23 protein-coding genes are annotated in these 22,067 nt (G+C 65.4%); 9 read left to right on the top strand and 14 right to left on the bottom strand.

What is annotated here, in order from left to right; genetic code table 11:
- Positions 1-235 precede the first annotated feature (235 nt).
- A complete protein-coding gene (locus LO50_RS13965) occupies positions 236-1,528 on the top strand; it encodes a maltoporin (RefSeq protein ID WP_042923959.1) in 1,293 nt (430 codons plus the stop codon).
- A gap of 122 nt (positions 1,529-1,650) precedes the next feature.
- Positions 1,651-2,574 carry a MalM family protein gene (locus tag LO50_RS13960; protein ID WP_044315385.1) on the top strand — a complete coding sequence of 308 codons (924 nt, stop codon included), beginning with the start codon at positions 1,651-1,653 and terminating at the stop codon, positions 2,572-2,574.
- A 61-nt stretch (positions 2,575-2,635) separates the two neighbouring features.
- Here the strand turns inward: LO50_RS13960 and LO50_RS13955 are convergent, their stop codons facing one another.
- The 13 genes from LO50_RS13955 to LO50_RS13895 all read right to left on the bottom strand — a co-directional run bounded on the left by LO50_RS13955 (position 2,636) and on the right by LO50_RS13895 (position 14,066).
- Positions 2,636-4,477 (bottom strand): nitric oxide reductase activation protein NorD, encoded by a 1,842-nt coding sequence (locus LO50_RS13955; RefSeq protein WP_044315384.1) that lies wholly within the window; start codon positions 4,475-4,477, stop codon positions 2,636-2,638.
- Positions 4,478-4,559: 82 nt separating this feature from the next.
- Positions 4,560-5,981, bottom strand: a complete 1,422-nt coding sequence (locus LO50_RS13950) for a cbb3-type cytochrome c oxidase subunit I (protein ID WP_014819181.1) — start codon at positions 5,979-5,981, stop codon at positions 4,560-4,562.
- A 44-nt stretch (positions 5,982-6,025) separates the two neighbouring features.
- Positions 6,026-6,466 (bottom strand): c-type cytochrome, encoded by a 441-nt coding sequence (locus tag LO50_RS13945; RefSeq protein WP_014819180.1) that lies wholly within the window; start codon positions 6,464-6,466, stop codon positions 6,026-6,028.
- 268 nt (positions 6,467-6,734) lie between these two features.
- Positions 6,735-7,241: a siroheme decarboxylase subunit beta gene (gene ahbB / locus LO50_RS13940; protein ID WP_044315383.1), complete on the bottom strand. Its 507-nt coding sequence runs from the start codon at positions 7,239-7,241 to the stop codon at positions 6,735-6,737.
- On the bottom strand, positions 7,216-7,659 hold the full coding sequence (locus LO50_RS13935) for an Lrp/AsnC family transcriptional regulator (protein ID WP_044315382.1): 444 nt from the start codon (positions 7,657-7,659) through the stop codon (positions 7,216-7,218). The genes ahbB (LO50_RS13940) and LO50_RS13935 overlap by 26 nt, the downstream gene beginning before the upstream one ends.
- Positions 7,652-8,164, bottom strand: coding sequence for a siroheme decarboxylase subunit beta (ahbB, locus tag LO50_RS13930; RefSeq protein WP_003298735.1), 513 nt, complete (start codon positions 8,162-8,164; stop codon positions 7,652-7,654). The genes LO50_RS13935 and ahbB (LO50_RS13930) overlap by 8 nt, the downstream gene beginning before the upstream one ends.
- A complete protein-coding gene (locus LO50_RS13925) occupies positions 8,161-8,619 on the bottom strand; it encodes an Lrp/AsnC family transcriptional regulator (RefSeq protein WP_003298734.1) in 459 nt (152 codons plus the stop codon). The genes ahbB (LO50_RS13930) and LO50_RS13925 overlap by 4 nt, the downstream gene beginning before the upstream one ends.
- A gap of 1 nt (position 8,620) precedes the next feature.
- Positions 8,621-9,796: a cytochrome D1 domain-containing protein gene (locus tag LO50_RS13920; protein WP_044315381.1), complete on the bottom strand. Its 1,176-nt coding sequence runs from the start codon at positions 9,794-9,796 to the stop codon at positions 8,621-8,623.
- Positions 9,793-10,134 carry a c-type cytochrome gene (locus LO50_RS13915; RefSeq protein WP_044315380.1) on the bottom strand — a complete coding sequence of 114 codons (342 nt, stop codon included), beginning with the start codon at positions 10,132-10,134 and terminating at the stop codon, positions 9,793-9,795. Before LO50_RS13915 ends, LO50_RS13920 begins: the two co-directional genes overlap by 4 nt.
- Positions 10,135-10,151: 17 nt before the next feature.
- The gene (locus LO50_RS13910) at positions 10,152-10,466 is read right to left on the bottom strand and encodes a c-type cytochrome (RefSeq protein ID WP_044315379.1); all 315 of its coding nucleotides are present in this window, start codon (positions 10,464-10,466) and stop codon (positions 10,152-10,154) included.
- 319 nt (positions 10,467-10,785) lie between these two features.
- On the bottom strand, positions 10,786-11,661 hold the full coding sequence (locus LO50_RS13905) for an ethylbenzene dehydrogenase-related protein (protein ID WP_003298728.1): 876 nt from the start codon (positions 11,659-11,661) through the stop codon (positions 10,786-10,788).
- 47 nt (positions 11,662-11,708) lie between these two features.
- Positions 11,709-12,314 carry a cytochrome c3 family protein gene (locus tag LO50_RS13900; RefSeq protein WP_003298726.1) on the bottom strand — a complete coding sequence of 202 codons (606 nt, stop codon included), beginning with the start codon at positions 12,312-12,314 and terminating at the stop codon, positions 11,709-11,711.
- 69 nt (positions 12,315-12,383) lie between these two features.
- Positions 12,384-14,066, bottom strand: a complete 1,683-nt coding sequence (locus LO50_RS13895; RefSeq protein WP_044315378.1) for a cytochrome D1 domain-containing protein — start codon at positions 14,064-14,066, stop codon at positions 12,384-12,386.
- A gap of 332 nt (positions 14,067-14,398) precedes the next feature.
- Between LO50_RS13895 and LO50_RS13890 the strand changes: the two genes are divergently transcribed.
- The 7 genes from LO50_RS13890 (at position 14,399) to LO50_RS13860 (ending at position 20,757) form a co-directional block, all read left to right on the top strand.
- Positions 14,399-15,211 (top strand): CbbQ/NirQ/NorQ/GpvN family protein, encoded by an 813-nt coding sequence (locus LO50_RS13890; RefSeq protein ID WP_003298723.1) that lies wholly within the window; start codon positions 14,399-14,401, stop codon positions 15,209-15,211.
- The gene (locus LO50_RS13885; RefSeq protein WP_044315377.1) at positions 15,195-15,782 is read left to right on the top strand and encodes a cytochrome c oxidase subunit 3 family protein; all 588 of its coding nucleotides are present in this window, start codon (positions 15,195-15,197) and stop codon (positions 15,780-15,782) included. Before LO50_RS13890 ends, LO50_RS13885 begins: the two co-directional genes overlap by 17 nt.
- A gap of 3 nt (positions 15,783-15,785) precedes the next feature.
- Entirely contained in the window at positions 15,786-16,034 is a 249-nt protein-coding gene (locus tag LO50_RS13880) for a cytochrome C oxidase subunit IV family protein (RefSeq protein WP_044315376.1), read from the top strand.
- A gap of 169 nt (positions 16,035-16,203) precedes the next feature.
- Complete coding sequence (gene nirJ / locus LO50_RS13875) at positions 16,204-17,385, top strand: heme d1 biosynthesis radical SAM protein NirJ (RefSeq protein ID WP_044315375.1); 1,182 nt, start codon at positions 16,204-16,206, stop codon at positions 17,383-17,385.
- A 70-nt stretch (positions 17,386-17,455) separates the two neighbouring features.
- Positions 17,456-18,292 carry a uroporphyrinogen-III C-methyltransferase gene (gene cobA / locus LO50_RS13870; RefSeq protein WP_044315374.1) on the top strand — a complete coding sequence of 279 codons (837 nt, stop codon included), beginning with the start codon at positions 17,456-17,458 and terminating at the stop codon, positions 18,290-18,292.
- Positions 18,283-19,794 carry a nitrite reductase gene (locus tag LO50_RS13865; protein WP_044315373.1) on the top strand — a complete coding sequence of 504 codons (1,512 nt, stop codon included), beginning with the start codon at positions 18,283-18,285 and terminating at the stop codon, positions 19,792-19,794. Before cobA ends, LO50_RS13865 begins: the two co-directional genes overlap by 10 nt.
- Before the next feature lie 102 nt (positions 19,795-19,896).
- A complete protein-coding gene (locus tag LO50_RS13860) occupies positions 19,897-20,757 on the top strand; it encodes a LysR family transcriptional regulator (protein ID WP_013983988.1) in 861 nt (286 codons plus the stop codon).
- Positions 20,758-20,781: 24 nt separating this feature from the next.
- Here LO50_RS13860 and LO50_RS13855 read toward each other — a convergent pair whose 3' ends face one another.
- Complete coding sequence (locus LO50_RS13855; RefSeq protein ID WP_014819164.1) at positions 20,782-21,921, bottom strand: HPP family protein; 1,140 nt, start codon at positions 21,919-21,921, stop codon at positions 20,782-20,784.
- Between the last annotated feature and the right edge of the window lie 146 nt (positions 21,922-22,067).

The raw sequence follows: 22,067 nt of genomic DNA, 5'->3' as shown, positions 1-22,067 counted from the left end.
GGCCAGGCCGAAGGCCCCTGGCAATCATCTGCGCCCCTCCCGTCTCATCCCCGCCCCGGGGATTACGCCGTTCTCATCCCTGGTACGCCCTCACCCTGCGCCAACGAAATCCGCTGCCGGGAGGATGCCGCCCCCTGCCCTTTCCCCGAGGCTTCTGCCACCGAGCTGCGCCGCCCCTGGCTGGCAGCGACGGCGTGATCGATTCGGCATTAACAAGAAAAACAAGGACCTCGTCATGAAGCACACCGCGCACCCAAGCTTTGCCCGCAAACCCGCCTGCCTGCTCGCCGCCCTGCTGGTCAGCGGCCCGGCCCTGGCGGTCGACTTCCACGGTTACCTGCGCTCGGGCGTCGGCGCCACGGCGGGCGGCGGCGACCAGGCCTGTTTCCAGGCCGCCGGCGCTCCGGCGAAATATCGTCTGGGCAACGAATGCGAAACGTACGCCGAGATCGGCCTCGGCCAGGAGGTGTGGAGCGAAGGCAACCGCAGCTTCTACGTCGACAGCATGATCGCCTACCGCTCCGACCAGGGTAACGACTGGGAAGCCGGCGGCACCGATACCGACGGCGGCGAGAACAACCCCTTCGACGAGGCCGGCACCACCTCCATCCGCCAGTTCAACGTGGTCGGCAAGAACCTCATCCCGAGCCTGCCGGGCGCGGCGATCTGGGCCGGCAAGCGCTACTACAAGCGCCATGACGTGCACATCAACGACTACTACTACTGGGATGTCTCCGGCCCCGGCGCCGGTATCGAGGACATCGACCTGGGCTTCGCCAAGGCCAGCGTGGCGTGGATCCGCAACACCGACGGCGAGTGGGTCTACCAGGGCTCGGGCACCGGCACCAACCTGGCCAACGACACCCTCGACTTCCGCCTCGCCGAGATCGACGTCAACCCGGGCGGCAAGCTGGAAATCGGCTACGACTATGGCAAGGCCAACCTTACCGACGAGCAGGAACGCGACCCCGGCTACGAGGACCAGAAGGGTCATCTGGTCACCCTCGAGCACACCCAGAGCGACTGGTTCGGCGGCTACAACAAGCTCGCCCTGCAATACGGCACCGACGGCATCATCGGTAGCAGCGGGCGCAACAGCACCGGTAACAGCGACGGCAAGATGTTCCGCCTGGTCAACCAGGGCGTGGTGGGCCTGAGCGACAACATCGAGATGATGTACGTGCAGATCTACGAGGACCGCGACTTCGACAACGACTCCGGGCAGACCTGGGCCAGCTTCGGCGTGCGCCCGGTGTACAAGTGGAGCGACGTGATGAGCACCGCGCTGGAGTTCGGTTACGACCGCGTCGATCCGCAGGCCGACGGCGAAAGCACCCGCGACCTGAAGAAGCTCACCCTGGCCCAGCAGTGGTCGGCCGGCAACAGCTTCTGGGCGCGCCCGCAGATCCGCGTGTTCGCCACCTACGCGCAGTGGGACGGCGGCCGTTACCAGGCGGCCAGCGAGTCCATCGATGCCGGTGACGACGACGGCCTGACCTTCGGCGTGCAGGCCGAGGCCTGGTGGTAAGCCGCAACGTTTAAGTGCCGTCGCGGACCGACCGCGACGGCGCCCTTTCCGCTCCCACCGTCCAGACGGTGCCTTTGCCCCGACGCTGGCAGGTCGGGGCATTTTTTGTTCGGAGAACCACCATGCATCGCTTGTCCTTCCTTACCGCCGGGCTATTGGCCCTGGCGCTCGCCGGTTGCAGCAGCGAGCCGCTGCGCCGGGTCGATGCCCTCACCGCCAGCCCCAAGCCGCTGGAACGGCCCATCGAGCAAGCCCGTAGCGCGCTGGCCGCCGCGCCGACCTGCTGCAGCGGTATCGAGCAGTTGCCGTTCGAGCCGCTCGAAGCCGGTTTCGCCGGTGACGTACTGATCGACACCCAGGCGCCGGCCTACAGTTTCAAGACCGGCAAGAGCTTCTTCCGCGCCTTCGCCCTGCCGGCCGGCGGCCCCTCGTTCGAGATCCGGCTCTACAGCCAGGCCGGCAGCAGCGTGCTGGCGCCCAACGCCATGCTGCTCGACAGCCGCATGCGCCCGACCCGCCTGCTCGACGCCGACGACTTCGCCTACGTACCGCCGACCGGGCTCAAGGGCGACAGCCTCGACGCGCGCCTGCGCATCGATCGCTCGCAGCCCGATCATCCGGGCAACGAGCGCTACCTGATCCTCTACACCAGCGACGCGCAGATGGCCGGCCAGACCGTGCTGCAGCACCCGGCCAAGGCCTACGCCAAGGCGCTGGGCAACGAGCCGCCGAGCATCCCCGACCCGGTGGCGAAGCACTCGCCAGCAGGCGTGATCCGGCTGGTGATGATCCCCGACAACGCCGCCGGCTCGACCGCCAAGGGCTACGTACCGGGCTACAGCATCGGCCAGGAGATGGGCAACGAACTGCCCAGCGCGCCGGCGCCGACGGTGCTGCCGGAGACCTCGGCGTACTATCGCCAGGCGATCGATGCCGCGCTGGCGCAGAAGAACCTCGAACGCGCGCTGCGCCTGGCCGACGAAGCGGCACGGGTTGGCGACAGCACGGCCAAGCAGCACCTGCTCGAACGCATCGAGATCCGCTGAGAGACGAGGTTCGCGGCACGGCAAACGCGTCGCGAACACCGCTGTGGAGGGGTGAAGCGCGTTACGACTGGGTCAGCTGCTTGTACAGCTGCGGCAGCCGGAACGGCAGCTGTTGCGGCTCCTTGATCAGGGTGTAGCCGTTGGCGCCGAACATGTACGGCAGATAGTCACCGGCCTCGCGGTCGATGGTGATGCAGAACGGCAGCAGACCCTGCTTGCGCGCTTCCATGACGGCCTGGCGGGTATCTTCGACGCCGTAGCGGCCTTCATAGAGGTCCAGATCGTTCGGCTTGCCGTCGGTGACCAGCAGCAACAGCTTGCGCCGCTGCTTGCAGTTGCCAAGCAGCTCGGTGGCCTGGCGGATGGCCGCACCCATGCGGGTGTAATAGCCGGGCTTGAGCGCCTGGATACGGCCGCGGGTTTCATCGCCATAGGGCTGGCGGAAGCTCTTCAGCTCCTGCATGCGCACCTGCTGGCGACGCAGCGAGGAGAAGCCGTACAGCGCAAAGGGATCGCCCACCGCCGACAGTGCTTCGCCGAACAGCAGCAGGCTGTCGATGACCACATCGATCACTCGGTGCTCGTTGTCCAGATGCGCGTCGGTGGACATGGACAGGTCGGCCAGCAGCAGGCAGGCCAGGTCGCGGCGATTCTGCCGTTGTTCCATGAACAGGCCGCGTTCGGCGCACTGGCCGTTCTGCCGCTCGACGTGAAAATCGAGCCAGGCCTGCATGTCCAGTTCGGAACCCTGGGGTTGCTGACGCAGCCACTGGCGGTCGTTGCGCAAGTGCTCGAACTGCCGGCGCAGGCGCCGCGCCAGGGGCGACAGGTGCAGCGGCAACGGCTTGGCCTCGGCGCCGCGAGGCAGCATCAGCTGCAGGTTGACGAAATCCTTCTGCAGGCACTGCTTGCGATAGTCCCACTCGGGCAGCTTGATGCCTTCGCCCAGCGGCACATCGTCGAAATCCGCGGCCGGCAGGTCCAGGTCCAGCTTCAGTCCGCCGCCCTGGCGCATACGCTGACGGGACAGCGCCAGCTCGTCGAGATCCTCGGCGACACGGGCTGCGTCCAGGTCCTCGGTGTCGTCGCCGCAGCGGTCCAGCTCGATGTGCTCGGACCAGCTGAACAGGTTCTCCAGACGGAACAGCAGCAGGCCACCCTTGCTGGAGCTCTCGCCCACCCGCCGGGCGCGCTTGCGCTGGCGCGATTCGCCGCCGGGTGGGGTTTCCAGATTGCCCTCACCCTCTTCGGCGCGCTGGGCGGCCTGGGGTTCACCAAGATTGTCCGCCGGATACAGCCACAGCGGCAGCGGCCAGGGCGCGCGCTCGCTGCGTGGAAACTGGCTGACGCTGCCCGGCTCGCGCAGGGCCTGGCACAGCGCCGCTTCCAGCGCGGCCTCGGCCTTGGGCAGCTGGCTCGGGTCCGGGCGCAGCTGCAGATGGGCTTCGACCAAGCGCTGATAGCGCGGGCGCATGGCCGGAAAATGTTCAAGGATTGCCTGCGTCCAGCGCTGGTTGTCGCGCGCCCAGTGGCGCATCGGCCCGGCCTGCGCGGCGAGCAGCGCCAGCCAGCGATACAGATCCTGGTTCAGCGAGGTTTCCGGATAGACCGCCAGGCTCTGCGGCAACCGCAGGTTACTGGCGTCGCACCAGGCCACCGGCAGTTGCTTGCAGGTGCCGGCGACCTGCTGCAGCAGGTTGCGCCGCACGAGCATGTCACGCGCGCTGGCGGCTTCGACGCCGACACCGCTGGCGCCACCCATGGCGCGGAACAGCAGCGACAGCGGCCGCTGCATGCTCTCGAGATCGACCCGTGCTTCCGGAAAATCCGGGTTGGCGCGACGGGTGATGAAGCGGTGCCAGACACTACCGACCCACTCTTCCACTTCGATGGTAAAGGCCATGGCGGTTACTCCGTGCAGGCACTGAAAAAGCAAAACGGCCCGCTGTTACCAGTCGGGCCGTCGATCCTCATTGCGACTCGTCTCAGGCCGCGGCGGCAGCTGCTACGACCGGTACCCGACCGCGCTGGCGGAAGCTGTACAGGTAGCAGACCAGGCCGATCAGGAAGAACACCCCGGCGATCAGACGCAGCCAGAAGAAGATGGCCAGCTGGTCAGCGGTGTTCATGAACGACATGGCAGCGCCATCGGCAGGGATCCGCTGCAGCCACACCTGCACCACGCCGGCTGCGGTGAGGAACAGGGTGATCGCGACCATGGAGATGGTCATCAGCCAGAAGCCCCAGACTTCGATGCGCTGAGCACGTGCATCCGGTGCTTCGCCCAGGCCACGCAGACGCGGCATGGCGTAGCTGATCATGGTCATCACGATCATCGCGTAGGCACCGTAGAAGGCCAGGTGGCCGTGTGCGGCAGTCAGCTGCGAACCGTGGGTGTAGTAGTTCACCGGAGCCAGGGTGTGCAGGAAGCCCCACACGCCGGCACCGAGGAATGCAGTCACGGTGGTGCCGATGGCCCACAGCGAAGCGGCCTTGTTCGGATGCTCGCGGCGACGACGGTTAACCATGTTCAGCGAGAACAGCACCATGGCGAAGAACGGCAGCGGTTCCAGGGCGGAGAAGATCGAGCCCAGCCACAGCCACACGGTCGGTGCGCCGATCCAGAAGAAGTGGTGACCCGTACCGATGATGCCGGTGATCAGAGCCATGGCGATGATCACGTACAGCCACTTCTCGACCACTTCGCGGTCCACGCCGGTGATCTTGATCAGGACGAAGGCCAGCATCGAACCCATGATCAGTTCCCACACGCCTTCCACCCACAGGTGCACGACGAACCACCAGTAGTACTTGTCGCGTGCCAGGTTCTCGGGGTTGTAGAAGGAGAACAGGAAGAACACCGCGAGGCCGATCAGGCCGGTCATCATCACCGTGCTGACCACGGTCTTGCGACCCTTGAGCATGGTCATGCCGACGTTGTAGAGGAAGCCCAGGGCCACCACCACGATGCCGATCTTGGTGATCGTCGGCTGCTCGAGGAACTCGCGCCCCATGGTTGGCAGCAGTTCGTTCTTGGTCATTTCCGCCAGCCCGGCATAGGGCACGAAGAGATAACCGAGAATGGTCAGCACGCCGGCCGCGGCGAACACCCAGAACAGGATGATGGCCAGTTTCGGACTGTGCAGTTCGCGGTCCGCTTCCTCGGGAATGAGGTAGTAGGCGGCACCCATGAAGCCGAACAGCAACCAGACGATCAGCAGGTTGGTGTGAACCATCCGTGCCACGTTGAAGGGCAGCAGCGGGAACAGGAAGTCACCGATGACGTACTGCAGCCCCATGATCAGACCGAACAGGATCTGACCGACGAACAGGATCAGTGCAAACACGAAGTAGGGTTTGGCAACGGCCTGCGATTGGAATTTGAGATGCGGATTGATGATGCTCATCTCGTGGCCCCTCCAGTGAAATCGGAAACAAAGACGTCCATCAATCAACCCTCCCTGTTTGGCGGCCAGTTGTTGGTATCGATCTTCGAAGTCCACTTGAGGAACTCCGCCATATCGTCAACTTGCTGTTCGGTCAGATTGAACTGGGGCATCGCACGACGACCGGGGGCGCCGAGTGGCTGGGCCTTCATCCAGGCGTGCAGGAAGGGCTTGAAGGCCTCTTCACCACCACGACGGACGAACACGTTGCCCAACTCCGGCGCGAAGTAAGCGCCTTCACCGAGCAGGCTGTGGCAGCCGATGCAGTTATTGTTTTCCCAGACTGCCTTGCCGCGTACTACCGCTTCGGTCATTTCCGATTCGTTCGTGCGTTCGGGGAAAGTCTGCTCTGTGTGGTAGGTAAGACCGAGGAACACCAGGAAGAAGAACACGCTTCCTCCGAAGTAGATATTCCTGGCCATTCCTTTGGTGAAGGTCTCGGACATGGTCGCCTCCTCATGGCTTGGCGTGGCCAGTTTAAGAAGGGGGCTATCGAAACCTGCTTGATGGCAATCAAGAAAAACCTGAACGTGGCAGTAGGGCTTTCTGGAGACCCTGCAGGAGGAGCGCAAAGCCAGACGCCACGGGGGCTGCAGCGCGCTGCGGGTCACTGGCCTGAATTTTCGGCGGCGTGACCGTGGCTATATGAGTGGCCCGCGCGGCGATCGCACGCAGGCACTGCCAACACCCCGATGGGCGCCGGCAGGCCGAGATTCAGGCGCGGCGTTGAGTCGCCAGGCGCAGGCCGGTCTTCTTCAGGATGCGGCTGGACACCAGCATCTCGTTGGCCCGGCAGGCGTTGCCCAGCAGCGCACGAATCTGGTTGCGGTAGGCCTCGATATCACTGGCATCACGCCCATGCACCATGGCGAACAGGTTGTATGGCCAGCCTTCCTGCCGTGGTCGGCGATAGCAGTGACTGACGAAAGGCTGGGCACCGATCAGCGCACCCAGTCGCGCGATCTCGGCGTCGTCGACGTCCCACACGGTCATGCCGTTGTGCCGGTAGCCGAGGCGGTAGTGGTTGGGTATCGCCGCGATACGCCGGATCGCGCCGTCCGCCTGCAGCCGCTGCAGCAGCGCCAGGGTGGCGTCGACGTCGATGCCCAGCTCCCCGGCGAGCCAGGCCCAGGGATCGGTCACCAGCGGCAGCCCGGCCTCGGTCAGCTCGATCAGGCGGCGGGTCAGGCCATCGTCAGACGGGGAAGTGCAAACCGACATGGAAGGTTTCCTCTTTCGGCAGATTCAGCACCGCCAGGCCGGTCTTGGCCTCGATGCGCGCGATGCTCTCGGCGATGCCCTGCGGGGTCTCGCAACCGAGCACGAACCACATGTTCCAGCGGTGTTCGCGGCGGTAGTTGTGTGCCACTTCGGGCATGGCCTCCAGCTGCGCGGCAACATCGTCGAAGCGCGCCTCCGGCACCGACAGCGCGGCCAGGGTGAAGGCGCCGCCAAGCCGGTCGATGTCGAACATTGGCCCGAAACGGGTCAGCGTGCCGTCGTCGAGCAATGCCTGGACCCGCTCGCGCAGGTCCTCGGACGTGCTGCCCAGCTCCTCGGCCAGGGCCTCCCAGGGGTGGCGCACCAGCGGCAGGCCATGCTGCAGACGATTGATCAGCAGCCGGTCGAATTCATCCATTGGCGACCTCGGGCAGCGGCGGTGCAAAACGGCCACCGCACTGTTTGAAGGCCCGCGTGCTGAACAGCAGCTGATGCGGCACATCGCTCAGGCCGTTGTCCGCCAGCAGGCGCTCGATCAGCCGGCAGACCTGCTCGCGCTCGCGGCCATGGACCATGCAAAACAGATTGTAGGGCCACTGCGGCAGACGCCGCGGGCGCTGGTAACAGAGATTGACGCCGGCGGCCAAGCCGAGCCGCCGCCCGACTTCGTCGACCTGTGCATCGGGGATGTCCATCACCAGCATGGCGTTGGCGCGAAAACCCAGCGCGCGATGCTTGAGCACCAGGCCGAAGCGGCGGAACAGCCCTTCTTCCTGCCAGCATTGGATCTGTTCGAGGACCTGCGCCTCGACGCTGCCGATCTGCTCGGCGAGCCGCTGATAAGGCCGCGCGGCCAGCGGCAGGCCACCCTCGAGCAGGCGACGCAGCTGCAGCGCCTGCAGGTCATTGAGACAACCGGTCATGATGGATCTCCCAGCGGAAAGCCGAGGTCGATGCGAAAGGCCTGCTGCATCGGCAGGTCGAGCGGGGTCAGCCCGGTATCGGCCTCGATTTCGGCCAGCAGCCGGTCGAGGTGTGGCCGATCCGGCCCGGTCAGCACGAACCAGAGGTTGTAGCGATGCTCGCGCAGGTAGTTGTGGTTGACCTCGGGGAACGCATTGATGCGCGCCGCGATCTGCTCCAGCCGAGCCTCGGGCACGGCCAGCGCGACCAGGGTGCTGGCGCCGGCACGGCTGTGCTCGAACACCGGGCCGATGCGCGACAGGCCACCGCCCTCGTGCAGCTGTCGGAGACAGGCGAGCACCTCGTGCTCGCTGCAGCCCAGTTCCTCGGCCATGGCGCGGTAAGGCTCGGCGCACAGCGGCATGCCGTGCTGGTAGCGGTCGATCAGGCGGCGGCTGAGGGCGTCGATCTGCATGTCACAACCCCGTCTCGTGGGCGCGGCTGCTGAAGAAGATGCCGCTCGGACTCTGCGCCGGCAGTCGCTTGAGCAGCTTCAGGGTGTAGGGGTCCCAGACCTGGATTTCCTCGCCATCGCGCACCGACAGCCAGAGCTGGTCGCCACGGGCGGTGAACTCCATGTGCAGCACCGCCGGGCCCGGTTCCAGATCGGCGATGATCTCGTGGGTCTCGCTGTCGATGACCTGGACCTTGCCGTTGTCGGGGTGCGCGAAGTTGACCCAGATCTGCCGCGCGTCCGGTCGCGCCATGACGAAGATCGGCTGGCCGGCGACGTCGATGGCGTCGGTCTGCTGCCACTTCTCGGAATCCATCACCAGCACGCGATGCTGGCCGACGGCGGGAACGAAGGTCTGGTTGCCGGCCACGGTCCAGCCTTCCAGGTGCGGCATCTTGTAGACCGGCAATTTCTGCTGGCCGCGGCCATAGCCATCGAGAATGCGCTCCACACCACGCTCGGGATGCCAAAGATCGATCTTGGCCATGCCATCCTCGCCGAACAGGCCGGCGATGTAGTAGCGCCCTTCCGGCGTCAGCAGCGCATCGTAGGGCTGGCGGCCGATACCCTCGAAACGAGTGATCTGCGGCTGGTTGCCCTGACTGAAATCCAGCAGCCAGGTCTCATCGGTATCGAACAGGCTGTAGATGAAGCGCCGGCCGGGCACGTCGATCACGCCGACCACCCGCGAATTGCGGCTGCCATCGGCCAGCGGCGTAGCCGGTATGTCGGCGACCAGCTCCAGGGTCTTGGCATCGAAGACCTTGACCCCGCCCGGCTCGTAGTTGCCGACAGCGATCAGCGTGCCGTCCTGGCTGATGGCGCCACCGATGCTGTTGCCGCCCTGGATGACGCGACGATCGATGCGCTGACGCAGCAGGTCGACCTTGCTCAGCCCGCCGTCGCGGCCGAAAACGTAGGCGTAGCGCTGATCGCGGGAGAACACCACCGAGGCGTGGGACAGGTCGCCCAGGCCCTCGACGCGGGCGAGCTGGCTCTGGCTGCTGCTCTCGATGATCTGCAGGCTGCCGGTGGCACGTTCCACCACCACGCCCAGGTCTCCGGTGCCGCGCAGCGGTTGCTGTGCACAGGCCGCGAGCAGACCGGCCGCAGCCAGCAGCAGAAAAGGACGAATCATGGCTTGGGATATCCTTCGAGCAGGCGGTCGACCAGCCAGGCGATGTCCTGCTCGTCGAGCAGCGCATTCCAACCGGGCATGGCGGTACCAGGGCGGCCGTGGGTAACGGTGGCGATCAGACTGTCACGGGGTTTGCCGGCCAACGCCTCGCGGGTGAGCGCGGGGCCGAGACCGCCGGTCATGCGCAGGCCATGGCAGGAGCCACAGTCCTGAAGCAGCAGATGGTCGAGCGTTGCCCGGCGTTCGGCAGCGGGTGCTGCGGCCAGGGCAAGGGGAAACAGGAGAAAGGACGCCAGGGCCAGTCCCAGACGTGAAACGGCGTGTCGGGCAACTGTCATGGCGTCCTCCGTGCAGCTTACTTGAGGCTAAGAACCCACTCGGCGAGGGTCTTGGCTTCCTCTTCGGTGACGGCGTTCGGCGGCATCGGGATCGGACCCCAGACGCCCTGGCTGCCGTTCTTGATGTGGCCGGCCAGCAGGTCGGCAGCGCCGTCCTGTCCTGCGTACTTGGCGGCGACTTCCTTGAACGCCGGACCGACCAGCTTGGCATCGATGCTGTGGCAAGCCGCGCAAGGCTTGCTCTTGAACAGCGCCTCACCATCCTGCGCCAGTGCCGGCTGCAGGGTCAGCGCGCCGCCCAGGGCGAGCATCGGGATAAGGATTTTCTTCATTAGATCTTTTCCTCAAGGCTAAAGGGGAGAGCGTTACCGCTCACCCAAAGGGTGCTCAGCAAAACGCACTGAGCAAGTGCACGGTAAATTTACCGCTTGTGCTAGGCAACCTTTTGTCCTTGGTCATTGTTTGTGGGTTCCGGGACTTCGAACGGCTGCTTCGCGACCCGTGCGGGCAGGCTCAGAATGAATGAGCCGCCATGCCGGTTCCTTGATTGCAATCAAATCATCCCATCGGCACGGTTGCGCCGTCGCCGGCCGCTCGGACACCGGAAAAGCACAAGGCCGGCATTGCGCCGGCCCGTTGCTTGCCGCCTGGTTACTGCTTGGCGGCGGTGATATCGCCCTGGGCGTCGATACCCAGCGTGTAGCCGAGCGAAACGTGGTGGTAGCGCCCGGTGGCGTTGTCGTCGTGGATGGCGAAGCCGAAGTTGTAGACGTTGCCCGGAGCCAGTGTCACGTCGCCCTCGCCGCCAGCGAACTTGCGGGTGAACACCACCGTCCAGGTATCGCCATCGAGTTGGCCCTGGGCATCGACCAGGGCCTGGCCGCCCTCCATCACCCGCTCGGTGGCGACATGGCCGTCGAAGGCCTTGTTCTCACCGCTGCGCCACTGGTTCAGGTCGTAGAAGATCCCGTTGGCCAGCGAGCCGTCCTTGACGTATTTGGTCTTGGTATCGGCTGCACCCGGCATGGTCCGCGCGTCGCCGTGGCAACTGCCCCAGCAACCGCCCGCCTCGGCCAGCTGGACCTTGGAACCGCCTTCGAGCATGTAGGCGATCTTCACCGGGTTGTCGGCGTCCATCGGCGCCGCACCAGATGCTGCGGGTTGTTTCCAGGTGAAGCGCAGGTAGAGGTTCTCGCCGTCGTTGGCGGCCTGCACCTTGGCATTGATGAAGGGCGCCTTGCCATCGATCGGCGTGGGCTCGAGCTTCTGGCCGCTGGCCATCTTGCCGCCCATGTCCGCGACTTCCTCGGAGTGACAGCCGGCGCAGGTCTCGCCTTTCTTCAGGGCCCGGGCGCCACCGTGCTCGGTACCCTTGGTGATCCATTCCACCGGCGATACGCCGGGGTAGAACAGAGTGACGTCGGTCGCAGCCACCGCGCTCCAGTCAGCCGGTGCCGCGGCCATAGCAGCCTGTGCACCGAAGGCGATTACCGCCCCCACCGCGCTGGCCATCAGGGTCTTTTTCATAATCGGTTCCTCATCATCGATGGTTGGCTGGCCCGCCGGACCGCAGTTCAGTCTTCGTCTTCTTCGGTCATACCTTCGGGCAGGTGGTGCGCGATGCCTTTGTGGCAAGCGATGCAGGTCAGGTTGTCTTCGCGCGCCATCTCATGCTGCTTGCGGGCTCGCTGTTTCTGCATGTCGGAGCTCATGCTTTCCAGGCTGTGGCAGTTGCGGCACTCGCGGGAATCGGATGCCCGCATCCGTGCCCATTCGCGACGCGCCAGGGTCAGCCGCTTGGCCTCGAACTTCTCGGCGGTGTCGATGGTGCCGACGATCTTGCCCCACAGCTCCTTGGAGGCCTCGACCTTGCGCACCATCTTGTGCGTCCAGTCGCGCGGCACATGGCAGTCCGGGCAGGTTGCGCGAACGCCGGTGCGGTTGGCGTAGTGAATGGTCTCCTTGTACTCGGGGTATACGTTGTCCCCCATCTCGTGACAGGAGATGCAGAAGGTTTCGGTGTTGGTAGCCTCCAGCGCGGTGTTGAAGCCGCCCCAGAAGACGATGCCGGCAACAATGCCCACCACTAGAATGCCGCCGAGCGAGTAGCGCGCGCTCGGCCGCCGCAGTAGCGCAAGGATGCCGCCCTTCTTTTGCTTGTTGCCGTCTTGATCTGTCATGGAATCTGTTCCCTTGCCAGACCCACCGCGCCAGGCGCGGTGGGTGTTAACAGGCAATCCTCGGGCGGATTAGTACACGTCGTGCATGGTGTTGAAGACGTTGAACTTGCCGGTCGGCGTGACGATTGCCGGGTCGGTGATCACCTTCTTCAGCTTCAGCGTCTTGTCGTCGTAGATCACGATCGCGGACTGGTCGGTCTTGCCGCCCCACAGGGAGATCCACACCTCGTTACCCGCCTCGTTGTACTCGGGATGGGTGGCGCGACGGATCGCCTTGCTTTCCGGCAGACCGGAATCCTTGGCGACGTCGAGACGCTTGGGTTCCTTGCTCAGATCGGCCAGGTCGTAGACGTAGACGGACTCGGCGACTTCCCGCTCGGGGTTCATCGGCGCGTCGGCCCAGAGGTTCTTCGATTTCGGATGGGTCTTGACGAACAGGTTGCCGGCGCCCGGCATCTTCAGTTCCTGCACCACCTTCCAGTTGTGCTCCTTGTACTTGGCGTACTTCGGATCCTCGGAAGCGGTGGAGATCAGCGAGATCACGTCGTCACCCAGGTGGCCGGTGGTCCAGACCGGGCCGAACTGCGGATGGATGAAGTTGGCGCCGCGACCCGGGTGCGGGATCTTCGCGGTGTCGACCAGCGCGGCCAGCTTGCCGGTCTTGGTATCGACCGCTGCGACCTTGTTGGAGGCGTTGGCAGCGACCATGAAGTAGCGCTTGGAGTAGTCCCAGCCACCGTCGTGGAGGAACTTGGCCGACTCGATGGTGGTGCTCTTGAGGTTCTTAAGGTCGGTGTAGTCGACCAGGATGATCTGCCCGGTTTCCTTCACGTTGACCACCCACTCCGGCTTGATGTGCGAAGCGACGATGGACGCTACGCGCGGCTCGGGGTGGTATTCGCCGTCGACGGTCTGACCGCGGGTGGATACGACCTTGATCGGCTCCAGGGTCTCGCCGTCCATGATCGAGTACTGCGGCGGCCAGTAGGTGCCACCGATCAGGTACTTGTCCTCGTAGCCCTTGAACTTGGAGGTGTCAACGGAACGGGCATCGGAGCCCAGACGCACGGTGGCGACGGTGGTCGGCTCTTCGTACCACATGTCGATGATGGTGGTCAGGCCGTCGCGGCCAACGGTGTAGACGTAGCGGCCGGAAGCGGACAGACGCGAGATGTGTACCGCGTAGCCGGTGTCCAGCACCTTCCAGATGGTGTGGGTATCGCCGTCGACCAGGGCCAGCTTGCCGGCATCGCGCAGGGTGATGGCGAACACGTTCTTCAGGTTGATGTTGTTCAGCTGCTTCTTCGGACGCTGATCAACCGGAACGATGAGCTTCCAGCTGTCCTTCATGTCCTGCAGGGAGAACTCCGGCGGCACATCCGGGGTGTTCTGGATGTAGCGCGCCATCATGTTGATCTCTTCCTTGGTCAGGATGTCGTCATAGTTGACCATCCCGCCCTCGGTGCCATAGGCAATGATGTTCTCCAGGCGCTTGGTGCCCAGGTTGAGGGTGCCGCCCTCGGTCTTCTTGCCATCCGCGTCGGTCTTGCTCCAGTGCGGCTCGAGGTTCTTGCCCGTGGCTCCTTTACGTAGAACGCCATGACAACCGGCACAGCGTTCGAAATAGATCTGCTTGGCCGCCTCCTTTTCTTCGGCGGTCATCTCTGGGGCAGCAGCCTGGGCGACTGCCAGACCAAGCAACGAAAGGCCGGCGATCAGGCCAGCCAGGATAGGTTTACCGACATTGCTCATCCTTCTCTCCTATGGGAGCGCTTCTGGCGACTCCTGCTAGTTACGGCGGTGTGGCAGTTCCCGGGGACTTCTTCTTTTTGCGATTTGGATGCTATGAGAGCGCCGTTGCGAAGGCGCTTGACGACAATCAAGAGAGCCCCCGGCACCCCCTGAGCGTGACGCCTTGTCGCGGGCGCAACGGGCCGAAACGTCTGGAATCGGCTTCGATTGGCCGGCATCGGAGGCGAGACTTGATCGCAATCAAGCTTTGCCGGCGGATGGCTTGAGAGGGGTCGGTGGGCTCGGTAGCTTGGCGATGGAAATAACCAACTGCTGCCGTGAGGTACTTGCCTGTGAATGCGATTGAAATCCCGACTGCCGCCGGCACGCCTGACGCGCCCTTCTACCAACCGCTAGGCAACGAAGAGCAGCTGTTCCAGCAGGCCTGGCAGCACGGCATGCCGGTGCTGATCAAAGGCCCGACCGGCTGCGGCAAGACCCGCTTCGTGCAGCACATGGCGCATCGGCTGAACCTGCCGCTGTACACCGTGGCCTGCCATGACGATCTCTCCGCCGCCGACCTGGTCGGCCGTCACCTGATCGGCGCCCAGGGCACCTGGTGGCAGGATGGCCCGCTGACCCGTGCGGTGCGTGAGGGCGGCATCTGCTACCTGGACGAAGTGGTCGAGGCGCGCCAGGACACCGCCGTGGTGCTGCACCCGCTGGCCGACGACCGCCGTGAGCTGTTCATCGAGCGCACCGGCGAGGCGCTCAAGGCGCCGCCGGGTTTCATGCTGGTGGTGTCCTACAACCCCGGTTACCAGAACCTGCTCAAGGGCATGAAGCCGAGTACCCGCCAGCGTTTCGTGGCGATGCGCTTCGATTACCCGCCGGCCGCCGAGGAAGTGCGCATCGTCGCCAACGAGGCGCAGGTGGATGAAGAACTCGCCGCCCAGGTGGTCAAGCTCGGCCAGGCGCTACGCCGGCTGGAGCAGCATGATCTGGAAGAAGTCGCCTCGACCCGCCTGCTGATCTTCACCGCGCGGATGATCCGCTCCGGCATGACGCCGCGTCAGGCCTGCCTGGCCTGCCTCGCCGAACCGCTGTCGGATGACCCGCAGACAGTCGCCGCGCTGATGGATGTGGTCGATGTCCACTTCGCCTGAATCCATCAGCCAACTGCACCGGCGCCTGCCGGGCGACCTGGCGATGTGGTTCTTCATCCTCGCCGAGCTGACCGTCTTCGCCATCCTGATCCTGGCGTTCGCCGCCACGCAGATGCTCAATCCAGAGCTGTTCAGCGAGAGCCGCGCGGCACTGGACAGCTCCATCGGCCTGGCGCTGACCTTGAGCCTGCTTACCTCCGGGCTGTTCGCTGCGCTGGCGGTGGAACAGGTGCGCGAAGCCCGCTCCGGGCGCGCGACGCTGTTGCTGCTCGCCGCGCTGGGCACGTCCTGCGTCTACGTGGTGCTCAAGCTCAACGAGTACAGCCACCTGGCCGGGCTCGGCCTGGGCATGGAACACAACACCTTCTTTACCCTGTACTGGATTCTGACCGGCTTTCATTTCCTGCATGTGCTGCTGGGCATGGTGATTCTCGGCTGGCTGGCCATGCGCTGCCGCCGCGGTGCCTACGGGCCGGACGAGCACAGCGGCCTGGAATCCGGCGTGCTCTACTGGCACATGGTGGATATGGTCTGGGTGCTGCTGTTCCCGCTGGTCTACGTGCTGAGGTAAGTCATGTCCGCTTCGAAGATTCTGCTGGCCTGCTGGCTCGGCCTGGCACTGCTGTCGGTTTCCACCGTGCTGCTGGGTAATGCCGGCGCCACGCTGGCATTGGCTGGTGCCGTTCTGCTCACGGCGTTCGGCAAGGCCTGGCTGATCACCGACGGTTTCATGGAGCTGCGCCACGCTCCGCGGGCGTGGCGTCTGCTGCTGCTCGCCTGGCCGCTGGTACTGGTGCTCGGCGTGCTGCTGACCCTGCTCTGACCAACGGTACACCGCCGCAAGAAGCTGACGATGCGGTCAGCCACGCCCCGCGACTTTTATTGTTTCCGATCAAGGCCAGCCCTACCCCGCTCGTTGATCCTGCTGCTCAAGGAACGGGCGCCCGAGACGGCGCGCCCGGTGAGATACGCTGCCGAAGCGGAGCCGCCCCATGTTGAGAATCAGCCATTACCTGCGCGCCCTGGCCCAACCGGCCACCAAGGTGCTCGGTGCCCGCAGCGCCAGCGGCAAGCGCCCACCCGTGGTGATCTGGAACCTGCTCAGGCGCTGCAACCTGACCTGCAAGCACTGTTACGCGACCTCCGCCGACAGCGAGTTCCGCGACGAACTGGATACCGCCGAGGCGCTGAAGGTGATCGACGATCTGCACGAGGCCGGTGTGCGCGTGCTGATACTCTCCGGCGGCGAACCGCTGCTGCGGGCCGACATTTTCCAGCTGGCCGATTACGCCCGTGACAAGGGTTTCTTCGTTGCACTGTCCACCAACGGCACGCTGATCGACGAGAGCAACATCGAGCGTATCGCCGCTGCGCAGTTCGGCTACGTGGGCATCAGCATCGACGGCCTGGAGGCGGTGCATGACGAATGGCGCCAGCTCAAGGGCAGCTTCGCCGCCTCCATGCATGCCATCGACCTGTGCCGCCAACGCGACATCCGCGTCGGCCTGCGCACTACCCTGACGCAGAACAACTACCCTCAGCTGCCGGCACTGCTGGCGCTGATGCGCGAACACGACGTGCAGAAGTTCTACCTCTCGCACCTCAACTACAGCGGCCGCGGCAAGCGCAGTCGCAAGGCAGACGCCCATCACCAGATGACCCGCGACGCCATGCGTCAGCTCTTCGAGCAGGCCTGGGACGACGTCCAGCACGGCCGCGAGACCGATTTCGTCAGCGGCAACAACGACGCCGATGCGGTCCTGCTGCTGCAGTGGGTCGAGGAGCGCCTGCCTGAGCATCGCGACCGCCTGGAAGGCATGCTGCGCGCCTGGGGCGGCAACGCCTCCGGCAGCGGCATCGCCAACATCGACAACATCGGCGACGTGCACCCGGACACCTACTGGTGGCAGCACACCGTCGGCAACGTGCGCCGCCAACGCTTCAGCGACATCTGGCTGAACGAGCCGGCGCCGCTGCTGCAGGAGCTGCGCCAGCATCCGCGCGCGGTCGGCGGTCGCTGCGCCGACTGCCGCTGGCTGGCGATCTGCAACGGCAACACCCGCACCCGCGCCTGGGCGCAGGGCGATCTGTGGGCCGAAGACCCGGGCTGCTACCTCTCCGACGAGGAGATCGGCCTGTCCGCCGCCGAGCGCATTCCCAGCATCGCCATCTGACCGATCGAGCGGCCGACCAAGCGCCGCAGCAACGCACTCCGTAAGCCCGATGAGAATTCAGGAGCACCGCATGGACCAGCCACTCACATTTCCCGCCTCGCTGAGCGCCGCGTTCGCCCCTGGCGAAGTCGCTCTGGTCGGCGCCGGACCGGGCGACCCCGGCCTGCTCACCCTGCGTGCCTGGAGCCTGTTGCAACAGGCCGACGCAGTGGTCTACGACCGCCTGGTCAGCGACGGGTTGATGGCGTTGCTGCCGGCCGACTGCAGCCGCCATTACGTCGGCAAGACCAGTGGCTACCACAGCCTGCCGCAGCCGGAGATCAACCAGCTGCTGGCCGACCTGGCCCAGCAGAACAAGCGCGTGGTGCGACTCAAGGGCGGCGACCCGTTCATCTTCGGCCGCGGTGCCGAGGAACTGGAATTTCTTCTGCAGCGCGGCATCGACTGCCAGGTAGTACCGGGCATCACCGCTGCGGCCGGCTGCAGCGCCTATGCCGGCATCCCGCTGACCCACCGCGATCTGGCGCATTCCTGCCAGTTCATCACCGGCCACCTGCAGACCAACGGCGAGCTGCACCTGCCCTGGGACGCCCTGGCTCAGGGCGGGCAGACGCTGGTGTTCTACATGGGCCTGGCCAGCCTCGGCGAGATCTCGCGCAACCTGATCGCCGCCGGCCTGCCGGTGGACACGCCCGCCGCACTGATCGGCAACGGCACCCGCGAGAACCAGCAGGTGGTGCGCTGCACGCTGCGCCAGCTGCCGAGCATGGCCGACGAGCAGCACCTCACGCCGCCGACCCTGACCGTGATCGGCCGGGTGGTCGGCCTGTTCGCCGAGCGCCAGGTTCAGCACCCGGCACATCTGCAAGGTGATCCGATCAAGATTGCGGAGGCCTCATGCAACTGATTCCTGCCCTGCTGCTGGCGGCGGCGTTGCCGGCCGCCACCTTCGTCGCCCTCGACATGGCCGTCGCGGCCCCCTCGCCGACCGACGCCCAGGCGCTCTACCAAACGCATTGCCAGAGCTGTCACGGCGTCAACCGCCTCGGCGGCGCCGGGCCGGCGCTGTTGCCGGAGAGCCTCAGCCGCATCAAGCCGGCCGAAGCCCACGCGGTGATCCGTGACGGCCGCCCGGCGAGCCAGATGGCCGCCTACTCCCATGTGCTGAACGAAGCGCAGATCGCCGGCCTGGTCGATTACCTCTATCAGCCCTCGGCCGTGCCGCCGACCTGGAGCGATGCCGACATCCGCGCCAGCCACCGCATTCTCAAGGACCTCGCCACTCTGCCGACCACCCCGCAGCACGGCGCCGACCCGCTCAACCTGTTCGTCGTGGTGGAAGCCGGCAATCACCACGTCCGCGTGCTGGACGGTGATCGTTTCGAGGAATTGGCGAACTTCCAGTCGCACTTCGCCCTGCATGGCGGGCCGAAGTTCTCGCCGGATGGCCGCTTCGTCTACTTTGCCTCCCGCGACGGCTGGGTCAGCGTCTACGACTTGCACAACCTGAGCATGATCGCCGAGGTCCGCGCCGGGCTGAACACGCGCAACCTGGCGGTGAGCAACGACGGCCGCTGGGTGCTGGTGGGCAACTACCTGCCGGGCAATCTGGTGCTGCTCGATGCCCGCGACCTGTCGCTGGTCAAGCACATCCCCGCGGTCGGCCAGGATGGCACGCCGTCACGGGTCAGCGCCGTGTATACCGCGCCACCGCGCGACAGCTTCGTGGTCGCGCTGAAGGACGTGAAAGAGGCCTGGGAACTCTCCTACGCCGGCGAGCCGACCTTCGAACCGCGGCGCATCGAGGCCGCCGACTTCCTCGACGACTTCTCCTTCACCCCCGACTACCGCCACCTGCTGGCCACCTCGCGCAAGGCCCACGGCGGCCAGGTGATCGACCTGGACACCGGCAAGGCGGTCACCGACATCCCGCTGCCGGGCATGCCGCACCTGGGCTCGGGCATCTACTGGAAACGTGACGGCAAGTGGGTGTTCGCCACGCCCAACGTCAGCAAGGGGCTGATCTCGGTGCTCGATCTGCAAACCTGGAAACTGATCAAGGAGATTCCCACCGAAGGCCCGGGCTTCTTCATGCGCAGCCAGGCCAACTCGCCCTATGCCTGGACCGACGTATTCTTCGGCCCGAACAACGACGCCGTGCACCTGATCGACAAACAGACCCTGGAAGTCGCCCACACCCTGCGCCCGATGCCGGGCAAGAACGCCGCCCACGTCGAATTCACCAACGACGGCCGCTACGCCCTGCTCAGCGTCTGGGACACCGACGGCGCCCTCCTCGTCTACGACGCCAACACGCTGGAGGAGGTCAAACGCATCCCGATGAACAAGCCCTCCGGCAAGTACAACGTCGGCAACAAGATCGAATTCGCCGAAGGCACTTCGCACTGATCGTGAGCGGATCGCCCACCGATTCAAGGTGGGCGCCCCCACGACGGTCACAACCCCCTACAATCATCGGTTCCGTCACGTTCACTGCATTTAAGGTCGACCATGGATATTGATCTCGCCCGCACCTTTCTCGAGATCATTCGCAGCGGCAGCTTCATCGCCACGGCCGAGCGCCTGCACATCACCCAGACGGCCGTCACCGCGCGCATACAGAACCTGGAAAACCAGCTGAGCTGCCGGCTGTTCGTGCGCAATCGCGCCGGGGCGCGGCTGACGGCCGATGGCGAGCGCTTTGCCGCCTATGCCCGCCAGCTGGTGCAGACCTGGGAGGCCGCGCGGCGCGACCTGCCGCTGCCACGGGGTTATGGCGAACTGCTCACGCTCGGCGCCGAGGTGAGCCTGTGCAACCCGCTGATGCTGGCCTGGGTCCAGCGGCTGCGGCAAGCGCTGCCGGGCCACGCCGTGCGACTGGAAGTGGGCAGCGGCGAAGAGCTGCAGAAGAAGCTCGACCTCGGCGTGCTCGACGCCGCGCTGGTACACCAGCCGGAGTACCTGCCCGGTCTGCAGGTCGAACAGCTGCTGGAGGAAAAGCTGATCCAGGTGGTGCAGGCGCAGAATCCAACGCCGTATCTGTACGTGGATTGGGGGCCGGCATTTCGCAAGCAGCATAACCAGGCGCTGCCCGAATACACCCGCGCCGCGCTGTCATTCAGCCTCGGGCCGCTGGCCTTGCAGTATCTGGTGCAATGCGGCGGCCGCGGCTACTTTCGCACCCGCGTGGTCCAGCGCTATCTGGAAGAAGGGCTTCTCAAGCGAGTGGAGCAGGCGCCGGAGTTCAGCTATCCGGTCTACCTGGTGCATGCACGCGCCAGCGAATCGCCCGCGTTGCTCAAGGCCATCGAACTGCTGCGCGAAGTAGCCCTCGACGATTACGACTGGTCCCGCTGGTACTACGATATCTGAGCGTCGCGCCGGACTCGTGGCCGCTCAGTCCGGCAGCTGCTTGAGCCAGTTGCGGTACAGCGCGGCGATCAGATCCGTCTGGGTAATCATGCCGACCAGGCGCTGTTGCGCATCGACCACCGGCAGGCAGTGCAGGCCGCGATCCGAGAGTAGATAAACCAGTTCGACCATGTGCGTATCGGCGGTCACCGAGACTACTGGCGAACTCATGATCGCGCGTAGCTTGGTGCCGCGCAGGAAGTTCAGCTGACCGAAACTGAGCCGCCCCGGCCGCGGGTGGAAGTGCTTGAGCAGGTCCACCTGGGTGACGATGCCGACCAGCCGATGGTCGTCGCCCTGCACCACCGGCAGCGAGCGCAGCCGGTGCACCTGCAGGGTCTGCCAGGCCTGCTCGATGAAGGTATCCGGCGTGTGCCAGTACAGATCGCGTGACATCACGTGCGCCGCGGTGATCTCGCCCATGCTGCGCCGCAGGGCGTGCTTCTCGGTCTGCTTGATCAGTCGTTCGAGGTCGTCACGGGTGACGTCGACATACTCGCCGAATTCCTGCAGCGCCCGGTCAACGTCGTCATGGGTGAAGCTCATGCGCTCGCCCGGCGGCAGGTCGCGGGTGTGATGACTGTTCTCGCGGCTCAGCCGCGGCTTCGGATAGGGATGCCCGGTCAGGTTGTTGTAGACCAGCGCGACCGTCACCAGGAGCGCCGAATAGAACAGCACTGGCCCGACCAGCGCGTAACCCAGCTGATGCAGCTCCGGGCTGCCCACCGCCGCCACCAGCGCCAGCGCGATGCTCGGCGGATGCAGGCAGCGCAGATAGAACAGACAGAGCAGCGACAGGCAAGCCGCCAGCGCCAGCGAGGCGATACTGGGCAAGCCGCTCATGCCCAGACTGATGCCGATCAGCGCCGCCAGCAGATTGCCAACCAGAACCGCCCATGGCTGGGCGAACGGGCTGGACGAGGCGACGAACACCAGCACCGCCGAGGCGCCGGCTGGCCCCATGATCTGCAGGGTCAACGAACTGCCGACCAGCATGTAGCCGCTGCAGAACACCAGCGGCATGACGATGGCGACGCCGAGGGCGGCGCGCAACCACTCCTTCGGCGAAGCATTCAGCGGGGCGGGAAGGAACGAGCGAATCCAGAGGGCGAAAGAGTCGTGCATTGGTCCTGCTTGTGTCGAAATCGGAGAGACCGCCCGGCGGGCGGTGGAGCGGTCCGTCCCTGGACCGGTTTTGAGCGAGATAGCTGCCCGGGCGTTCAGCTGGCCAGCAGCGGCGCTGCCTGCGGCACGCGCTCGTCGCGGCGGGT

Origin of the sequence: Stutzerimonas stutzeri, assembly GCF_000935215.1 — a bacterium.
In the GTDB taxonomy this organism is placed as follows: Bacteria; Pseudomonadota; Gammaproteobacteria; order Pseudomonadales; family Pseudomonadaceae; genus Stutzerimonas.
The sequence above is the reverse complement of the archived record's forward strand: the minus strand, read 5'-3'. Positions and strand labels throughout refer to the sequence as shown.